The organism is Paenibacillus macerans (assembly GCF_050565405.1).
GTDB lineage: Bacteria > Bacillota > Bacilli > Paenibacillales > Paenibacillaceae > Fontibacillus > Fontibacillus macerans_B.
In genome coordinates this window covers 1-15818 of sequence record NZ_JBNYYG010000089.1, presented here as the reverse complement: position 1 = coordinate 15818, position 15818 = coordinate 1, and the positions used below count along the sequence as shown (strand labels likewise).

17 protein-coding genes are annotated in these 15818 nt (G+C 58.0%); 2 read left to right on the top strand and 15 right to left on the bottom strand.

The window, feature by feature from the left end; all coding sequences use genetic code 11:
- Positions 1–464 precede the first annotated feature (464 nt).
- The 14 genes from ACQ4N8_RS27055 to ACQ4N8_RS26990 form a co-directional block, all read right to left on the bottom strand.
- The gene (locus ACQ4N8_RS27055) at positions 465–1757 is read right to left on the bottom strand and encodes a homocysteine synthase (protein WP_430707468.1); all 1293 of its coding nucleotides are present in this window, start codon (positions 1755–1757) and stop codon (positions 465–467) included.
- Between the two features lie 126 nt (positions 1758–1883).
- A complete protein-coding gene (locus ACQ4N8_RS27050; protein ID WP_430707467.1) occupies positions 1884–2732 on the bottom strand; it encodes an ATP-binding cassette domain-containing protein in 849 nt (282 codons plus the stop codon).
- The gene (locus ACQ4N8_RS27045) at positions 2719–3582 is read right to left on the bottom strand and encodes a hypothetical protein (protein WP_430707466.1); all 864 of its coding nucleotides are present in this window, start codon (positions 3580–3582) and stop codon (positions 2719–2721) included. The genes ACQ4N8_RS27050 and ACQ4N8_RS27045 overlap by 14 nt, the downstream gene beginning before the upstream one ends.
- Positions 3566–4186, bottom strand: coding sequence for an RNA polymerase sigma factor (locus ACQ4N8_RS27040; RefSeq protein WP_430707465.1), 621 nt, complete (start codon positions 4184–4186; stop codon positions 3566–3568). The genes ACQ4N8_RS27045 and ACQ4N8_RS27040 overlap by 17 nt, the downstream gene beginning before the upstream one ends.
- 55 nt (positions 4187–4241) lie before the next feature.
- Positions 4242–4967: a hypothetical protein gene (locus tag ACQ4N8_RS27035; RefSeq protein WP_430707464.1), complete on the bottom strand. Its 726-nt coding sequence runs from the start codon at positions 4965–4967 to the stop codon at positions 4242–4244.
- Positions 4951–7128: a hypothetical protein gene (locus tag ACQ4N8_RS27030; RefSeq protein ID WP_430707463.1), complete on the bottom strand. Its 2178-nt coding sequence runs from the start codon at positions 7126–7128 to the stop codon at positions 4951–4953. The genes ACQ4N8_RS27035 and ACQ4N8_RS27030 overlap by 17 nt, the downstream gene beginning before the upstream one ends.
- Positions 7125–8012: an ABC transporter ATP-binding protein gene (locus ACQ4N8_RS27025; RefSeq protein WP_430707462.1), complete on the bottom strand. Its 888-nt coding sequence runs from the start codon at positions 8010–8012 to the stop codon at positions 7125–7127. The genes ACQ4N8_RS27030 and ACQ4N8_RS27025 overlap by 4 nt, the downstream gene beginning before the upstream one ends.
- Before the next feature lie 508 nt (positions 8013–8520).
- Positions 8521–9171 carry a deoxyribose-phosphate aldolase gene (gene deoC / locus ACQ4N8_RS27020; protein WP_430707470.1) on the bottom strand — a complete coding sequence of 217 codons (651 nt, stop codon included), beginning with the start codon at positions 9169–9171 and terminating at the stop codon, positions 8521–8523.
- A gap of 206 nt (positions 9172–9377) precedes the next feature.
- A complete protein-coding gene (gene def / locus ACQ4N8_RS27015) occupies positions 9378–9959 on the bottom strand; it encodes a peptide deformylase (protein WP_430707461.1) in 582 nt (193 codons plus the stop codon).
- The gene (locus ACQ4N8_RS27010; protein WP_430707469.1) at positions 9952–10143 is read right to left on the bottom strand and encodes a helix-turn-helix transcriptional regulator; all 192 of its coding nucleotides are present in this window, start codon (positions 10141–10143) and stop codon (positions 9952–9954) included. Before ACQ4N8_RS27010 ends, def begins: the two co-directional genes overlap by 8 nt.
- 69 nt (positions 10144–10212) lie before the next feature.
- Entirely contained in the window at positions 10213–10572 is a 360-nt protein-coding gene (locus ACQ4N8_RS27005) for a hypothetical protein (RefSeq protein ID WP_430707460.1), read from the bottom strand.
- A gap of 602 nt (positions 10573–11174) precedes the next feature.
- Positions 11175–11438, bottom strand: a complete 264-nt coding sequence (locus ACQ4N8_RS27000; protein ID WP_430707459.1) for a YqkE family protein — start codon at positions 11436–11438, stop codon at positions 11175–11177.
- A gap of 194 nt (positions 11439–11632) precedes the next feature.
- The gene (locus tag ACQ4N8_RS26995; RefSeq protein WP_430707458.1) at positions 11633–12229 is read right to left on the bottom strand and encodes a TetR/AcrR family transcriptional regulator; all 597 of its coding nucleotides are present in this window, start codon (positions 12227–12229) and stop codon (positions 11633–11635) included.
- A complete protein-coding gene (locus ACQ4N8_RS26990) occupies positions 12207–12983 on the bottom strand; it encodes an MBL fold metallo-hydrolase (protein ID WP_430707457.1) in 777 nt (258 codons plus the stop codon). Before ACQ4N8_RS26990 ends, ACQ4N8_RS26995 begins: the two co-directional genes overlap by 23 nt.
- A gap of 161 nt (positions 12984–13144) precedes the next feature.
- On the opposite strand from ACQ4N8_RS26990, the gene ACQ4N8_RS26985 reads away from it, so the two are divergent.
- Complete coding sequence (locus ACQ4N8_RS26985; RefSeq protein WP_430707456.1) at positions 13145–13777, top strand: LysE family transporter; 633 nt, start codon at positions 13145–13147, stop codon at positions 13775–13777.
- On the opposite strand, the gene ACQ4N8_RS26980 is transcribed toward ACQ4N8_RS26985, so the two are convergent.
- Complete coding sequence (locus ACQ4N8_RS26980; protein WP_430707455.1) at positions 13778–15181, bottom strand: amino acid permease; 1404 nt, start codon at positions 15179–15181, stop codon at positions 13778–13780. It abuts the gene before it with no gap.
- Positions 15182–15393: 212 nt separating this feature from the next.
- On the opposite strand from ACQ4N8_RS26980, the gene ACQ4N8_RS26975 reads away from it, so the two are divergent.
- Positions 15394–15696 (top strand): hypothetical protein, encoded by a 303-nt coding sequence (locus tag ACQ4N8_RS26975; RefSeq protein ID WP_430707454.1) that lies wholly within the window; start codon positions 15394–15396, stop codon positions 15694–15696.
- The last annotated feature ends 122 nt before the right edge of the window (positions 15697–15818 follow it).

The following is a 15818-nucleotide window of genomic DNA, read 5'->3' as shown; positions in this document are numbered from 1 at the left end:
TGGCGTCGTAACCCCGAGGATACTCTACTTTTTTGTGTTTTGGATAGACTCCAAAACTTGGTACACAAACAATTTTACGTCATCGTTATCGGCGAATTGCACTCGAAAAAGTGAATAGAATTAGCCGTATCTGTTCATTCCGACGTATGAGATAGGCCCGGATAACCCGCTCGAGACAGCAAGGGGGATCCATCGTTCCCCACCGGCTCCCGTACGCGATTTTTCTACGGCTTATCGGCGAGAAACACGATTTCTTCCGATCCCGCGGCGGTCCTGGTTTCCGGTTCCGCCGCGGGCGTTTTCGGCAGATCCGCATCACCGTCCGGAGCGAACCGGTAAATGGCCGGTGCCGGACGACCGGGGTTGCCAAAAAACGCAAGAACCGCAAAAAACCGCCGTTCGGCCGGAAGGAAGTTCCCACGAACCTGAAGCGGCGGCTGTTGCATTAATGATGAAATTGGGAATTAAGCCTGGCTGGCAGCGATCGCCTGCTCCAGGTCGTAGAGGATATCGTCGATCGACTCGGTGCCGACGGACAGGCGTATCAGGCCCGGCGTTACGCCGGCGGCCAGTTGCTCCGCTTCGGTCAGCTGCTGGTGCGTCGTGCTGGCCGGATGGATGATCAGCGATTTGGAATCGCCGACGTTGGCCAAATGCGAGAACAGCTTCACGCTTTCGATCAGCTTGCGCCCGGCGGCCACCCCCCCGCGAATTTCGAAGGTCAAAATGGCGCCTTGGCCTTTCGGCAAATATTTTTGCGCCAGCTCATAGGATTCATGGCTTGGCAAGCCGGCGTAGCTAACCCATTCGACCTGTTCATGCGCTTCCAGGTACTGGGCCACCTTCAAGGCGTTCTGGCTGTGGCGCTCGACGCGCAAATGCAGCGTCTCCAGCCCTTGGAGCAGCAGCCACGCGTTAAACGGCGACAGCGAAGCGCCGAGGTCGCGCTGCAATTGGACGCGCGCTTTGATGATATAAGCCAGCGGACCGACGGCCTGCGTATAAACAACGCCATGGTAGCTCGGGTCCGGCTCGGTGAGGCCCGGGAACTTCCCGCTGGCGGACCAGTCGAACTTGCCGCTGTCGACGATGATGCCGCCGATCGAGGTCCCGTGGCCGCCGATGAATTTCGTGGCCGAATGCACGACGATGTCCGCGCCGAAGTCGATCGGACGCAGCAGATACGGGCTCGGGAACGTGTTGTCGACGATTAGCGGGATCCCGTACTCGTGGGCGATGGCCGCCACGGCTTCGATATCCAGCACGTCGCCTTTTGGGTTGCCGATCGTTTCGGCATACAATGCTTTGGTTTTGTCCGTGATCGCGGCCCGGAAGTTGTCCGGATTCGACGAATCCACGAACTTCACGTTGATGCCGAGCTTGGGCAACGTCGTCGAGAACAGATTGTAGGTCCCGCCGTACAGCGTCGTGGAAGAGACGATTTCATCCCCCGCGCCGGCGATATTCAGAATGGAGAAAGTGATCGCAGCCTGGCCGGAAGCCGTCGCCAATGCCCCAACGCCGTTCTCCAGTGCGGCCACCCGCTTCTCGAATACATCGTTGGTCGGATTCATGATCCGGGAATAAATGTTGCCGAATTCTTTCAGGCCAAACAGGTTGGCCGCATGCTCGGTGTCGCGAAAACCGTAGGACGTCGTTTGATACAACGGCACCGCCCGGGAGTATGTAGTGGGATCGATCTCCTGGCCGGCATGGATAGCCAACGTTTCCGGGGCAAATTGACGCTCTTCAGACATGGATATTTCCTCCTTTAATTAACGTAAGATAGATGAGAACAGGCTCATGTTTTTCATATTCTCTCACATCTCGCGTTATTTGAAAATAGGAAATCCGATAAAAATTGTATGAATTATATCAAATGCTTACTTACCGTCGTATTTTCGCATAAAATAGGCATCCTCCATGTCCGGATTTCGCTCGGTCAGGCTGAAAAACGGTGGATTCTCCGCCACCACCTTAACGTACATCCCCTTCGCCGTCTCCCGAAACTCGATCAGCCCCGCCCCCGGGAAGGCGGCGAACTGCTCGCGCGAAATCACGCCTTCCCAGAGCCGGTGCGGCAAATCGGACGTCCACGCCGTTTTGCCGCCGTAAAAGCGGACTTTCCCCCTGTCGAGCCATAGCACGCGATCCGCGGCCGCTTCCCATTCGCCGAGCTCATGCGCGGCCGCTATTACGGTCCGCCCCTCCGCATACCGGCTCAGGAACACGATCGCCAGCTTGCGCTCCTCGGCATCCATCCCGTTCAGCGGTTCATCCAGAAACAGAAAATTCGGGATGGCCAGCAGGGATTGGGCTAAGGCAAGGCGCCGCTGCACCCCGCCGGACAACCGTTTGATCTTCTTGTTCCGATGCGGCTCCATCCGAAAATCGCGAAGCAGTTCCTCCGTTCGCCGCGGATTAAACACTCCCTTGAGCTCGGATAAGTAATGGAGCAGCTTATAGGGGGTCATCTCTTCATAAAGCGCGATTTCCGCCGGAACATAGCCGATTTGGCTGCGTACCAGCGGCAGATCTTCCAGCGCGGATCGACGCCGGTACAGGATTTGGCCCCTGTGCGGTTTTTTCACCGTCGCCAGCAGCTCGAGCAAGGTCGTTTTCCCCGCACCGTTAGCGCCCACCAGCAAGGTTAGCCCGGGCCTCAACCGCAGGTCTTCGATTTCCAAGGAGAAGCCGCCGAGCGGCTCGCGCAGCTGTTCAACGATAATCATGGCCGCTCTTCGCCCCGTTCGCGTCGAATTGCATGCTTCGGCTGCGGAAATAGGAACGGAACAGCAGCAGCCCGCCCAGCAGCAGGAGTGCCGCATCGATCGCTAATCCCGTGCCCGAACCGAGGTTCCAGGCTCCCGCCCGGTCCTCGAGAATCAACCAAAGAAGATAGACGCCTGTCGCCGCCGTCAACGCCGTTTTGATTCCGTAGCGAAACAATGCGTACATGGCGGCCCCTCCAGTCAGCAGCGAGATCCCCAGCCATTGCATCAGAAACGGCACAAAGGGCATCGCCGCCTCGCCTTCCACCGTCACGCGGATGCCAACGGCCACGGTGCTGACCAACGCCCAGCCGACCACCAGCACCAAAACCATGATCATCCGGCTGTATACGACTAAAGCCGGCGGGTAAGGCGTGATGCTCTCAACGGCACGCATGCCGCGGTCCCAGGAGCGGTAGCTGTACAGCATGGAGGCGATCAGCATCAGCGGCGTGATCAGCGAGAACATGCCGGGCATATCGTCCCCCAGCAGCCGATTCGAAAAGGGGCGCTCCGGATTCACCAAGAAAAACAACATCAGAAACACCGCAGCCCCGGTCAGCATCAGCGAGCGGCGATTCATCCGAAATTGGCTCCACAGCAGGTTGCGAAGGGTCGGCGGTTCAACCTGCGCGTTGAAATCGAGCGCCGCCGCTGCGTTTTGGGCCTGCAGGGCATCAAATTCCGGCTGCAGCGCCGCGATCAAAGCCGCGGTCTCCGACGGGATCGGTCCCGGCTGCAGCGCCTGCCGCAGCGGCTCGCGCAGTTCTCGCTCCAATCGTTCCAATTCTTTGTCAATGGATGGTTCCATGGGTCGGCACCTCACTTTCCTGTTCACGTAATCTGCGATCGCCCGGGTCGAGCGGGGAATCTTCGGAGGAACGGGCCAGCGCCCGCTTCAGTTTGCGCAACCCTCCGTACAAATGCGATTTCACCGAGCTGAGCGGAAGCTCCAGCAGCTCGGCGATTTCATGCAGCTTCAAATCATGGAAAAAGCGCATGCGCACCACCTCCTGCTGGACCTCCGGCAGCCAGTTCAACGACTCGGCCAGCTGCTCCACGGTCTCCTGCTTTTCGATCAACTCTTCGGCCCGCGGAGACGGATCGGCATCCTCCGGCAGCTCGCCTTGGGCCGTGTATTCCGAGCGGTAGGAGGCGCTGCGCCAATAATCGCGGCATAAATTCAGCGCCACCTTATACAGCCAGGGACGGAGCTGCTCCATCCCGCCGTGCCTCTTCAAATGGCGGATCAGCCGGATAAACGTCTCCTGGACGATATCCTCCGCCTTGCTCCTATCCTTTAACTGGCTGGTGACGTAGCTCAGCAGCGGGCCGTGATACCTGGTGACCAGCAGCTCGAACGCCTCCTGGTCTCCCGCCGCCATTCGTTCGGCCAGCAACGGGTCCGAAATCATCGTCTATTCCCCCCTCTTCTTGTTTGTTTGATCCTCGATCATGCCGTCAAGGCGTCTATTCCTCTTCCACGGAAATCCAGCGTTCCCGGCGGCCGATCAACCAGACGGCATAGGCCAGCAGGAGCAGCGAACCGGCTAGCAGCGCCATTCGGTTCAGCGGGAAGGAGTGCCATTTTTGCAGATACGCCGTATATAACGTCCATCGTCCCAACAGCTCGCCGCTGCTGATCGTATCCAGTACCCAAACGCCAAATCCCAGGATCAGGCCGCCGTAGATTTTGCGGAATGCCACGATGCCGGCCACCGTCAAGGAGATTAGCAAAATAAAAGCCGGCAGAGTTTGCAGCAGCAGAGCGAGCATGCTCATCTCGCTTTTGGGAATCGCCTCCGCGCCGTTCCAAGGATAACGAACCGTCGCGAGGGTTCCGAACCGCCAGCGATACCCCCCCATCCAAACGATGTCCAGCCCCGCCGTCAGCAGGATGGCCAGCAGCCATTTCCGCCAAGCCAGCAGCCGCAGCGATACGGGGTAGGTAGCGATCACTTCCATGCCGCCGCCCCCGATCTCGCGCTGAAACAGCAGCACGGTGACCATGACCGCCACCGGGAACATGCCCATTTCCGAAAAATAATATACGTTTCGCGGTCGTGCGGGGTCGCTCAGCACGATGCTGATCACGTATAAAGCGAAAACCAGCAACGTCAACCAGGCTATCGGCTGCTTGTGCACCTTAAGATCCAGGCCGACGCCCCGGACCCAGCCGTCAGCTCGCGTCAGCATCGTCCATCACCTTCTTCCACTCGCGCTCCCAATCCGCGTAAAGGATGCGGCCTTCTTGGCCGCCTTCGTCGCCAACGCGAGGTATTTCCAGGCCAACGCCGTAAAAATGATTTAATACTTCCTTCACCTGCTGCGTTTTGCCTTCGTCCAAGGCTTTCCCTACCTGCTCCGCCAAACGCGGGCCCACCCGGTCCGGATCGGTTTCGGGGAGAGCGTCGTACAAGGGATAAGTCATGCTGCCTCCCGAACCCTGCATGAGGTCCTCATGCGAAAGTCCTTTGACTTCCCTGTAATAGATGTACCACATTAACGCCCGAATTTGCGGACGCACGTCCTCGGCCGTGGTCACGGCGTACGGGTCGCCCTCGTTCGTCCCGAGCAGCAGGGCGTCCATCAGCTGATTCGCGTAATATTCCATATCCGTCACTTCCCAAATCAGATAATACGTCTTGTTCTCCAGATCGCGAGAATGATTGTTGTTCAGCGAGAACATCAGCACTTGATCCAGCTTCGGCTGAAATGGATCTACCCAACCCGTGTAATAGTCGTAGACGGCTTTCCAGACATCGAGCAGCTTCTCCGCCCGCGATGTGTTATACGGCGTCGTGACGATGCGTACCGGAATCTCCGGTCGGCTGATCTCTTCGAAGTCGCCTCCGTATAAACGAACGAACGCCGCCGATTTTCCGGCAAACGATTGACCGTCTTGGGTTGGCTCCGTTTCCTCCAGATTGCCGTACAGCTTGGAGGCAAAACCGGATACATTTACGCGGAAATCCGCAGGCGGAACGCTCCAGCCGCTCAAATCGGCAGCCGCCTCCAGGCTCTGGCCGAAAAAAAATCCTTTGGCGTAGACCGAACGATGTCCCGCCAGCGGGTACCAGGCGATAAAGCCGGGAAGCAGAACGTTTTGCCCCTTCACGAAAGCAAGATAGGCGCCTTGGGTATAATTCCCGGCGGTGTAATCCATGACCCGCCCCGTATATTCCATTTCCACCGATACGGCTTTATCCGCGGTCAGAGGTTCGGCCAGCTTGGCAGTCAGCGCTTCGCCTTCCTGCGTAAACGGTACGGATGCGCCGGCTACCTTCAATTGACCCACGCGGAAGGCGCGATTCAGCGTAAACGGAAGCTCAAGGTCGCCGCTTAGCTGCCCCGCCGGAATTTGCAACTCAACCTTCGCCTTAAGCCGATCATCCGGCTCGCGGGCCAAATCGATCGTATAGTTCGAGATCGTGAACGCAGCGGCCTTTTCGGCGGATACCTCCTGCACCGTCTTGATGGCGGGGTCATGCAGCTTTGCCTGATAACCGGCGCCCCGCTCCCGCCAAATCAGCCCGTACGGGACAAAAGCGCCCGCCGCCAACGCCAGCGCGAGCCCCCCGGCAGCCCAGTTCAGGTTGCGGTGCCCGGTCGGGCGCAGCCGGTTCAGCGTGACGACGCCGGCCGTTAACAGCAGCAGCGTAAACGCCAGCACGAACCAGCGGGAAGCCGCCAATTCGTCGGCAATCAGGCGGATGCCCCAGGTGTCCGCGTCCATATCGCCCGTCACGAACAATCGGCTGAGATGGAACGTGCTCAGCCCATACCACTTGTTGCGGTCCAGCAGGAACATATCCATGAAAAACGTCCCGAACATCCAGGCGCAAAAAGCGATCAGGTACACGGCCCGATTCGCGATGCAAACCGCCAGCAGCATCGCTAAGGCAAAGGTTACGAGATAAGAAATCTCATAGGTGAGAAGGAAATACGCCGCATATTCCCGGGTCAGCGCCGGATCTACGCCGGTTTGCGAGGAAGACCAGGCAAATGCGGCCCCGGCCAGCAGCGAAAATACCGTAAAATACAATAGGCCGGCGGCATATTTGGCCGACATTCTGGCCGCGTAAGACACCGGCAGCGCGGCGCTCCATTCGTAGGCGGGACGGCGGACATCCCGGCGAACCGCCAGCACGCCCAGCAGCATCGTGAGCCCCAAGCTCATCGTGTGCAGCAGCGCTAAAGCGGTATAAGCTTCACGGAAGAAGTTGGTATCGCGGCCCGGCGGCCGGCCGAGGTTCCAGAACGCCAGCAGAGCGAACACCGCCTGCACGGCCGGCAGCCACCAGTTGCCGAACAATAAACGCAGCTCAAATTGAAACAAGCGTTGCCATTTTCTCATCGCCGCGCTGCCCCTTCCGCATGCCCCGTTCTCAGCAAGGCCAAATAACCGTCCTCCAGCGTCGGCGACGCGGGCGATGCATCGGCCCCGGCCGGCGGCGCCTCGCCGATGACCCGGCACAGCAGCCCGCCTTCGGTGGGCCGCGTGGACACGACGGACATCGGGTCAAGCTGGGCGAATTGGCTTTCCGAGAGACGGCCTTCCCAAACCTTGCCTCGCCCGAATTCCTGCAGATCGGCCAGTTCGCCGGACAGTTTAACCTTTCCTCTGTCCAGGACGGCGATCTGCCGGCAGTTGCTTTCGATGTCGCCCACGATGTGCGTGGACAGCAGCACGATCCTTCCGAGGCTGAATCGGGTCAGCAGGTTGCGGAAGCGGACGCGCTCCTCCGGATCCAGGCCGGCCGTCGGCTCGTCCACGATCAGCACCTGGGGCGAGCCGAGCAGCGCCTGGGCGATGCCAAGACGGCGTTTCATGCCGCCGGAGTAGGTCTGCACTCTTTTTCCCGCCTTATCCTGCAAATTCACCTGTTCGAGCAGCGAGCCGATTTCCGCCTTGCGCCGCTTCTTGTCCGTCATGCCCTTCATCACGCCGACGTAATCGAGGTATTCCGCGCCGGTCAGCTGCGGGTACACCTGGAATTGCTGCGGCAAATAACCGATGATGCGGCGGATCTCCTCCGCTTTGGCAAGCGGCACGCCAAAGAGGGTCGCCTGGCCGGAGGTCGGCGGGGTAAGCGTGGCCAGAATCCGCATCAACGAAGATTTCCCGGCACCGTTCGGCCCCAGCAGGCCCACCATGCCTTCGTTCAGGGTCAGCGTAACATCGTCGAGCGCCCAGCCGCCGCGCATATATTTTTTGGATAAATGGTCGATTTGTATCATACTCTTCCTCTTTCCCGATTTATTCTCATCAGAGCCTTCCGCGGGAGGCTTCTGTAGCTGTAACGGGAATGGCGGCAAAAAAGTTTAACCTGGGGGAACCGTTTTTTCCGCACGTCCGATTCTATGGTCACGGCATCCGCGTTCGTTGCCGAACTTGCGGCGGGCCGAAGAGGCGGGGGTAAAGGTCAACGACTGACGTAAAAGTACCCCCACCGCCACCCCCTCCTTGCAGAAAGCGGCGGCAACCATGCGGCCGGCAACCGACCGCAAAAGGGGACGATCACCACGCCGACCTGTAACGTGCCGGAGGGACGCTAAACGCCTATTTCCCGGCTATTTCCCGATCTTACGGACCAGAAAGCCGTTATTTGGCCTTTCACCGATGCACGCCGAAACGGTTAATAAAAAAGGCGCTACTCCACCACTGCTCTGGAATAGCACCTTGTTTCTCCCTATGCGCTTAAACGCTCTGACCGGTCTTGGACCGGCTTGCCTGTCCGGCATCTCCTCAATAAGCGTTTCGGCTGATCTGCCCTTGGGCGATCGCTACGCCGGCGCTCGTGCCGAGGCGCGTCGCACCCGCCTGGATCATCGCTTCGGCATCGGCCAGCGAGCGTACGCCGCCGGAAGCCTTTACGCCAACGTCCGGTCCGACCGTTTTGCGCATCAACGCCACCGCTTCCACGGTCGCGCCTCCCGTCGAAAAACCGGTCGATGTCTTGACGAAGTCGGCTCCGGCCGCCACGGACGCCTTGCAGGCCCGGACGATTTCGTCGTCGGTCAGCAGGCAGGTCTCAATGATCACCTTGACCAGCGCTTTGCCGGCCGCCGCCTGAACGACCCCGGCGATATCACGGGTCACCGCGTCGTCGTTCCCGTCCTTCAACGCGCCGATATTGATGACCATATCGACCTCGCCGGCGCCTTCGGAGATGGCATGGGCCGCTTCGAACGCCTTGACTTCAGGCGCTGAAGCTCCCAGCGGGAATCCGATTACGGTGCATACCTTAACCGGCGTACCCTTGAGTATTTTCGCGGCGGTCTCTACCCATACCGGGTTGACGCACACCGAGGCAAAACCGTGTTCCTTCGCTTCCTCCGCCAGCTTGACGATGGCGGCTTGTCCCGCGTCCGCCTTCAGCAGGGTATGGTCGATCATGGCGGATATCGATTGGGTTGACAATGTAATTCCTCCGTTCGTTTATTCGAAATGGCCTCTTCATTGCATCGGCGTTACCTGAAACCTTACGCGAAACCAACATGACGGGTCTCCACTTTACACCATAAAGGTAATCGCAGAACACCAGGCACTTTTGCAGGTTTTCGTTTTCATTACGCCAAAAACGGCCTTCTATTTCGGGTCTTTTAATATAAGCTGGAAATCTGCACGCCGCTCGGCAGCTTGAACGGGTGCTCCTGATTGATATGATCATAAAACATAATGCCGTTCAAATGGTCGATTTCATGCTGCATCACGATCGCGTCGAAGCCCTTGAAGCGAAGCTTCATTTCTTTGCCCTCTCCGTCGTAGGCTTTGACTTGAACCTTTTCGTAGCGCGGGACAAACCCCTGCACCAAGCGGTCCACGGACAGGCAGCCTTCGCTTTCCGGCAAATAGGTCATCGCCGCGGAGTGGCTGATGATTTTCGGATTGAACATGGCGATTTCCCGGTCCTGGCCCTGCTCATCGGTCAGCAAGGCGGCGAACATCCGCTTGTTTAGCCCGATCTGGTTCGCCGACAGGCCTACCCCGGCCCGCAGCTTGTGTTTCTTGGCGATCTCCGGGTCCTGGCTGTTTTTGAGAAACCGCAGCATCGCCGCCATCTCTTCGCGATCCTCTTCGGTCGGCGGAATGCTGACGGGCTCCGTCACTGCCCTGAGAATAGGTTCCCCTTCTCTTACAATGTCATCCATCGTAATGAAGTATTCGCTGTTGAATTTACTCATAAATGAACAGTTCATCCACCTTCGTTTGCAAAATATGCGCCAGCTTGAAAGCAAGCTCAAGCGTCGGGTCGTACCGGTCGTTCTCCACGCAATTGATCGTCTGGCGCGTCACGCCGCATTCCGTCGCCAGCTGGTTTTGGGTCAAACCCAGCCGCTTGCGGAGTTGCTTGATTTTATTGTTCAAGGGCATCACCAAAATGTCAAAAGTTTTGGACTTCTTCATGGTAACACGCGGCTGTTTGTCCTGTCAAAATCAAGATTTGAACTTGATGCCCCAGACGGAGTCTTTTTGGAAACCGGCCGCTTCCCGCAGTTGCGGCAGTCGTTCGTCGTCCGGATAATGCTGCTCCAAATAGCGGACGTACGCTTCTCTCAAACGAATTTCACGGTCCAGCTTGTTGTATTCGCTCGGGTGCTTTTCCAGCCGCGCCAGCGCGGCGTCCCACCGCTTCAGGTCGGCTTTGGTGGTACGGCCCTTGCGGGTCCGTTCGGCCAAGCCGGTCAACTCCTCATAGGTTTCCCGCAGCCTGGCCGAATATTTGAACTTCCGGTTAAACAGACCGAGCGCTACGATGAAGAGAAAAAAAACGATCCATACGCCCACATGCTCCACTCCCAGCACCTCCGTTAAGTTAGAGTATAAAAAGTCAGGGTTTCAGCACCGAAGCGTATGCTTCCAAGGTGCGTTTGTTCAAAACAATAAGCCTATGCTTTCGAAGCGCGTTTTCTTGAGGTCGGATGAAGTTGGAAATACCAGTGGCGCGACAGTTCGTAACGGACCGTAAAGACCTTATTTGCCTATTTCCCGGCTATTTCCCGCTGTAACGGACTCCTGAGACCTTATTGGGCTCTCATGGCAGCCAATTAGCCGCTTTTAACCGAAATAAGGTCTCCTCGGTCCGTTAAGAATCGGAAACTGCCCAAACGTGGCCAATAGCGTTTCTGGTGTCCGTTAGTTTGTAGAAGGCTACGTGAGCAACTCAAATGTTTCCGCAGGAAACATGCTTCGGAAGCATACGCTTTGGCCCGGCTGAATTCAAGATTCGACGTCGAGTCTACTTCTTGACCTGCTTCGCGATTAAAAGATGACTTTCTGAATTCCCTCTTTAAGCAAAAATAAAAGCTCCCGCAATCAGGAGCTGCGAAACCTTGCCAAAGCCGTTCGCTTCCCGCTATCCTGGTTCGCGTCCGAATTTGCGCCTGCCGTCTTATCGACTATTTATATTTATGCCAGTCCATTCCGCTCGTATTCAGCAGATGCTCGAAATCGTTGTCCAGACGCTTCTGCTCGGCCCGGCGCGCTTCCTCCTTGCGGATGCGGGCCTCCTCCTGACGCTGCTCCTCTTCCTTCTTCAGCTCGTTTGCCTGGGCCTTCAGTTTGGCGAGCGTGTCCTCGCCGAGCAAGTCCTTCAGCGTAGCCGGCTTGTCCGAAGCCGGCGCCGGCGTTCCGGAAGAAGGACGCCCCTTTTTCTTACCCATGTCGGTTCACCTCGATTTCTGAGTCGCCTCTCAAGTTCATGCCTAAGGTATCACAGTCGAAAAATCGTTGTCAATCCGGTTTGCCCGCGATGGGGAAAACCGGATCAACAACGATCGGATAAACCTGGCGTGGGGGCGATGCCGCTGGCCTTCTTCTACGCATTGACGCGACCCTGGACCGAGCGGGCTGGGCTTTAGTTATTAGTCCGGCCCCCCTGGCGGGATCGCGCTAACTGCTCCAGGCCTGCCAGAAACAGGTCCAGATTAAACCGCAGGCTGTCGCGAACCTCCAACGGAAGGGCGAATCCGCCCTGGCGGCTTAGCGAAGCGAAGCCATGGATCAGGCTGCGCAAACCGCGAACAGCGTGCAGCGCCTCCGCTTCGGTCAGCGGATAGCTGCCGAGGTAATGCAGCGTCAGATCCACGATACGTCCGCTAGCCTCCTGCAGCGCGCCGTCGTCCAGCCCAGGGGCGATTTGAACCGCATCGTACAGCCCGGGGGATTCACCGGCGAAGCTCAAATAAGCCTCGGCGAAGCGACGCACCGCCGGTTCGCCCGTCAATTCCCCGACGGCGTCGGCGATATGGCCGTGCAGCCGCTTCAGGGCGTATATCGCCAGTTCCGTGCGGATTTGTTCCAGGCCGCTGACGTGATTGTAGAGGGAAGGCGGGCGGATCCCCAGTCTTTTGGCGACCGACGTCATCGAGACCGCCTCCGCCCCTTCCTCATTGGCCACGTCCACCGCCGCCATCAGTACCGCCGTGCCGTCAAGGCCGATTCTTGGCGACATGGCCATCCTCCTTCCGGCCGGCCGCGACCGCAGCCGCCCCGCGTTCGCGGCCCGCGGCGCGCTCCGCCGCCGCAATCGCCTTCGCCATCGCCGCGCCCGGCCGCTCCAGCATCGGCCCATGCCCGACGGCAAGCAGCGCTGGCTTCAGATCCGCCAGCTTGAGGGCGGTAGCCAGAGCGGTCTCCTTATGCCAGGTGGCCAGCGCCGGGAACGGAAACAGCGGGCGTACGGTCCCGCTGACCGCGATGCCGGCGCGGGTCTGGAAGGCATCGCCCGCGATCAGCGCGCCGCTGCGCGTATCCAGCAGCGCGAACGAGCCCGGCGTGTGCCCCGGCGCGGCGACCGCCAGCAGCGAGCCGATCCGCTCCCCGTCCTTGAACAGGACGTCCGCGCGGGTCGCCAGCTTCTTCGGCACCCCGCCGCGGATCGCCGCCTGCGGCTCGCCCGGATCAAGCGAGACGTCCCCGTCCATCAGCCGGGCATCCCGGGCGGATACGTGTACCGGAACATCGGGGTACTTCGCCTTCAAGGCATCCAGCGCCCCGACATGATCGTCATGCACATGGGTCAGGACGATTCGCGTCAGCGGTTTGCCGGTGTTCTTAACCGCACGTTCAATCCCCTCTGCGCTATACGGCAAGGCCGCGTCGATCAGCGTGATTCCGTCCTCCTCTTCGACCAGATAACAGTTAACCGGAAACAATCGCGGTAAAAACGATAATTGGATCAAGCTTCCTCGTCGGGTCATTTTCATTCTGAATCCCTCTCTCTCCAAAACTAATTACTTTAGTTTTAATTTAAACTAATTACATTAGTTTTGCAAGAGGTTTTTCTCCTGATTTTTGAAGTCGTACAAGCGCAATTAAGCGAATATGCTGTACAAGCAGCTTAAATCGTCACTGTGGAGGTATTCGTATGAACAGCATTCTTAGCTACGTACTCCTTGGTTTATCCCTATCCGCGCCAATCGGGCCGGTCAATGCCGCCCAACTGGACAAAGGGATTCGCGGCGGCTTCCTGCACGCGTGGTTCGTCGGGATCGGGGCCGTGATCGCCGATATCTTGTACATGCTGCTCGTTTATTTCGGCGTGGTGCATTTCTTGAACACCCCGTTCATGAAAACATTCCTATGGATGTTTGGCTTCTTTATATTGACCTATATCGGCATCGACAGCCTGAAGCAAGCCGGCAAAATCCCCTTGGGCGAAATGAGGGGCAGCGAGCCGCTGAGCAAATCGTTCCTGTCCGGATTTTTCATGTCCGTCAGCAACCCGCTGTCCATTTTGTTCTGGCTGGGGATCTACGGTTCGGTGTTGGCCCAGGCCGCCTCGGCCGCCAGGGTTCAGGATCTGGTCGTCAACAGCTGCGCCATCATCGCCGGACTGCTGCTGTGGGATTTCACCATGGCCGGGTTCGCCAGCGTTTTTCGCAAGCTGCTGACCCATCGGATCCTCGTCTTCATCTCGGTGTTGTCCGGGCTGTCCCTGATCGGGTTCGGATTGTATTTCGGCTATGAAGCCGCCTTGCTGCTGTTCGCAAGGCTGTGATCAAGTCGTTCGCTTGGGCCGAAGCAACACCGGTTTGGCTTTCAGCTTGGTACCGCCCCGCCGCCCCGGTTGTTTCTTTCGCTTCCAGACGGCGAATTGCATGATCAAAGTGACGATCCCGATGACGCTGATAAACATCAGGCTGCCCCAGAAACCGGGACGGCTCGTTCCATGAAACAGCGTGCCGGTGACGGCCAGCGCGATCAGCACCATGCCCGTCCAGCGTTTGATTTGGCCGAAAACGCTAAGCTTCAACAGTTTGCCGGAGGTCACCAGTATAAAAAACCAGTTGTACAGAAGCAGCAACCCGGCCGACGTCGTAATGTATTCATAAATGCGTCCCGGCATCGCGAAGGACAATACGATGGATCCCGCCAGCCCCGCCGCCGTCAATCCGATGGCGAACAGCGGCCGTTTCTTCCAGCCCCTCCGGGCGAACAAAGGCGGAGCATCCTTGTCTTTGGCCAACGTCACCAGCATGGTCGTTACCGCATACAACGAGGCGACCATCGTGGAGAAGCCGGCCACGATCAGCACGCCGTTAAACACATGCGGTATGAACGGCAGCGGATATTGGCCGAGCGCCGTAATGAACGGGCTGCGTTTCGGATCGACCGCGTTCCAGGCCACCATCGTCACGGCAAGCCCGATCGAGAGCAAATACACCACCGATAACAGCAGAAGCATGATCGTGCCGGCCTTCGGCGCCTCCTTCGGATCGCGCAGGCGGATGGCCATCATCCCCATCACTTCGATCCCCCCGAAGGCATAGAACGCAAAGATCAGACCGGACCACAGTCCCCGATATCCGGCGGGAAAGAACGTCTCCATCGTATGCGGGAAAACCGGCGGCTTCCCGCCTCCCCCCGGAATCCAGCCCATGAGCGCCACTCCGGCCACGATCAGGAACATCAGAATCGCGGCGATCTTGATCACCGACAGGACGTTTTCCATCGAATCGAAGACGCGGTTGCCGAGCAGAATAACGCCAAGTCCCAGCACGGCATACCCGATCGCGAACAGCCACATCGGCACGCCGGGGAACCAAAAGCGCGAAAAAAGAGATAAGGCCGTCAACTGGCTTCCCATAATGAGCAGTTCGGAGCTCCAATAGACCCAGCCGCTGCCGAAGCCGGCCCATCGCCCGAAAGCCCTTTTCGCATAGGAGCGAAACGAACCTTGCTCCGGCTGATCGGCCGTCATGCGGGCGAGCACCTCAAACACCGTGTAGGTTCCGACCGCAGCCAGAATAAAAGCGATCAGGATGGACGGTCCCGCGATGCGGATTCCGATTCCCGAACCGAGAAAATACCCGGTGCCAATCGTGGAGGCCACCCCCAGCAACGACAGCTGCCACCAGCGTAAATTGCCCTTTTCTTCTGATCCGCCTTGCGTCTTACCCATCTCGAAGCCCCCGTTTCGTCAGATTACTTAGGCCCTGCCATCCACCTATTGTGCGGCCGGGAAGGACGAATTATGTAAGCGGAACAATGCTGGAAAAAGGCAGAAAAACAGAGAACCCGGCTTAAGCATGTAGCCGTCCGTTTCTTGTGATATAATGTTTGGTCAGTACAAGTGAAGCATTCATAAGCTGACGAACAAAGGAGGAAGGAGCGATGGCTTTCGGCGTCACTCGAGCGGAACTGGAACGCTGGAAACAAACCGTAGCCCGCGGCGAAATCGGGTTTCTGACCCACTATTGGCTGGACCCGCGGTTCCCCGGTGCCAAAACCGTCACTAAAGTCGGATGCTCGGATCTGGACCGGCTTAAAGCATGGTGCCAGACTCACAGTCTTCCTTCCCAGCATATCCACAACCGCTCGCCGTTTCCCCATTTCGACCTGATCGGGCCGAAGCAGCGGGAGATTTTGCGTGAAGAAGGGCTGTATGAGCAGCTTGAGCGGTTTAAGATGCTGTGACGGCAAAGATTCAAATAACAAAAGGCTGTTCGCAGGTTGATATGCTCCCCATACGGTAGACAGGTGAAATAATAAAACCTGTTACTGTAGGGGGAGTATTTTTTATGTCCAAAAAAGAACAT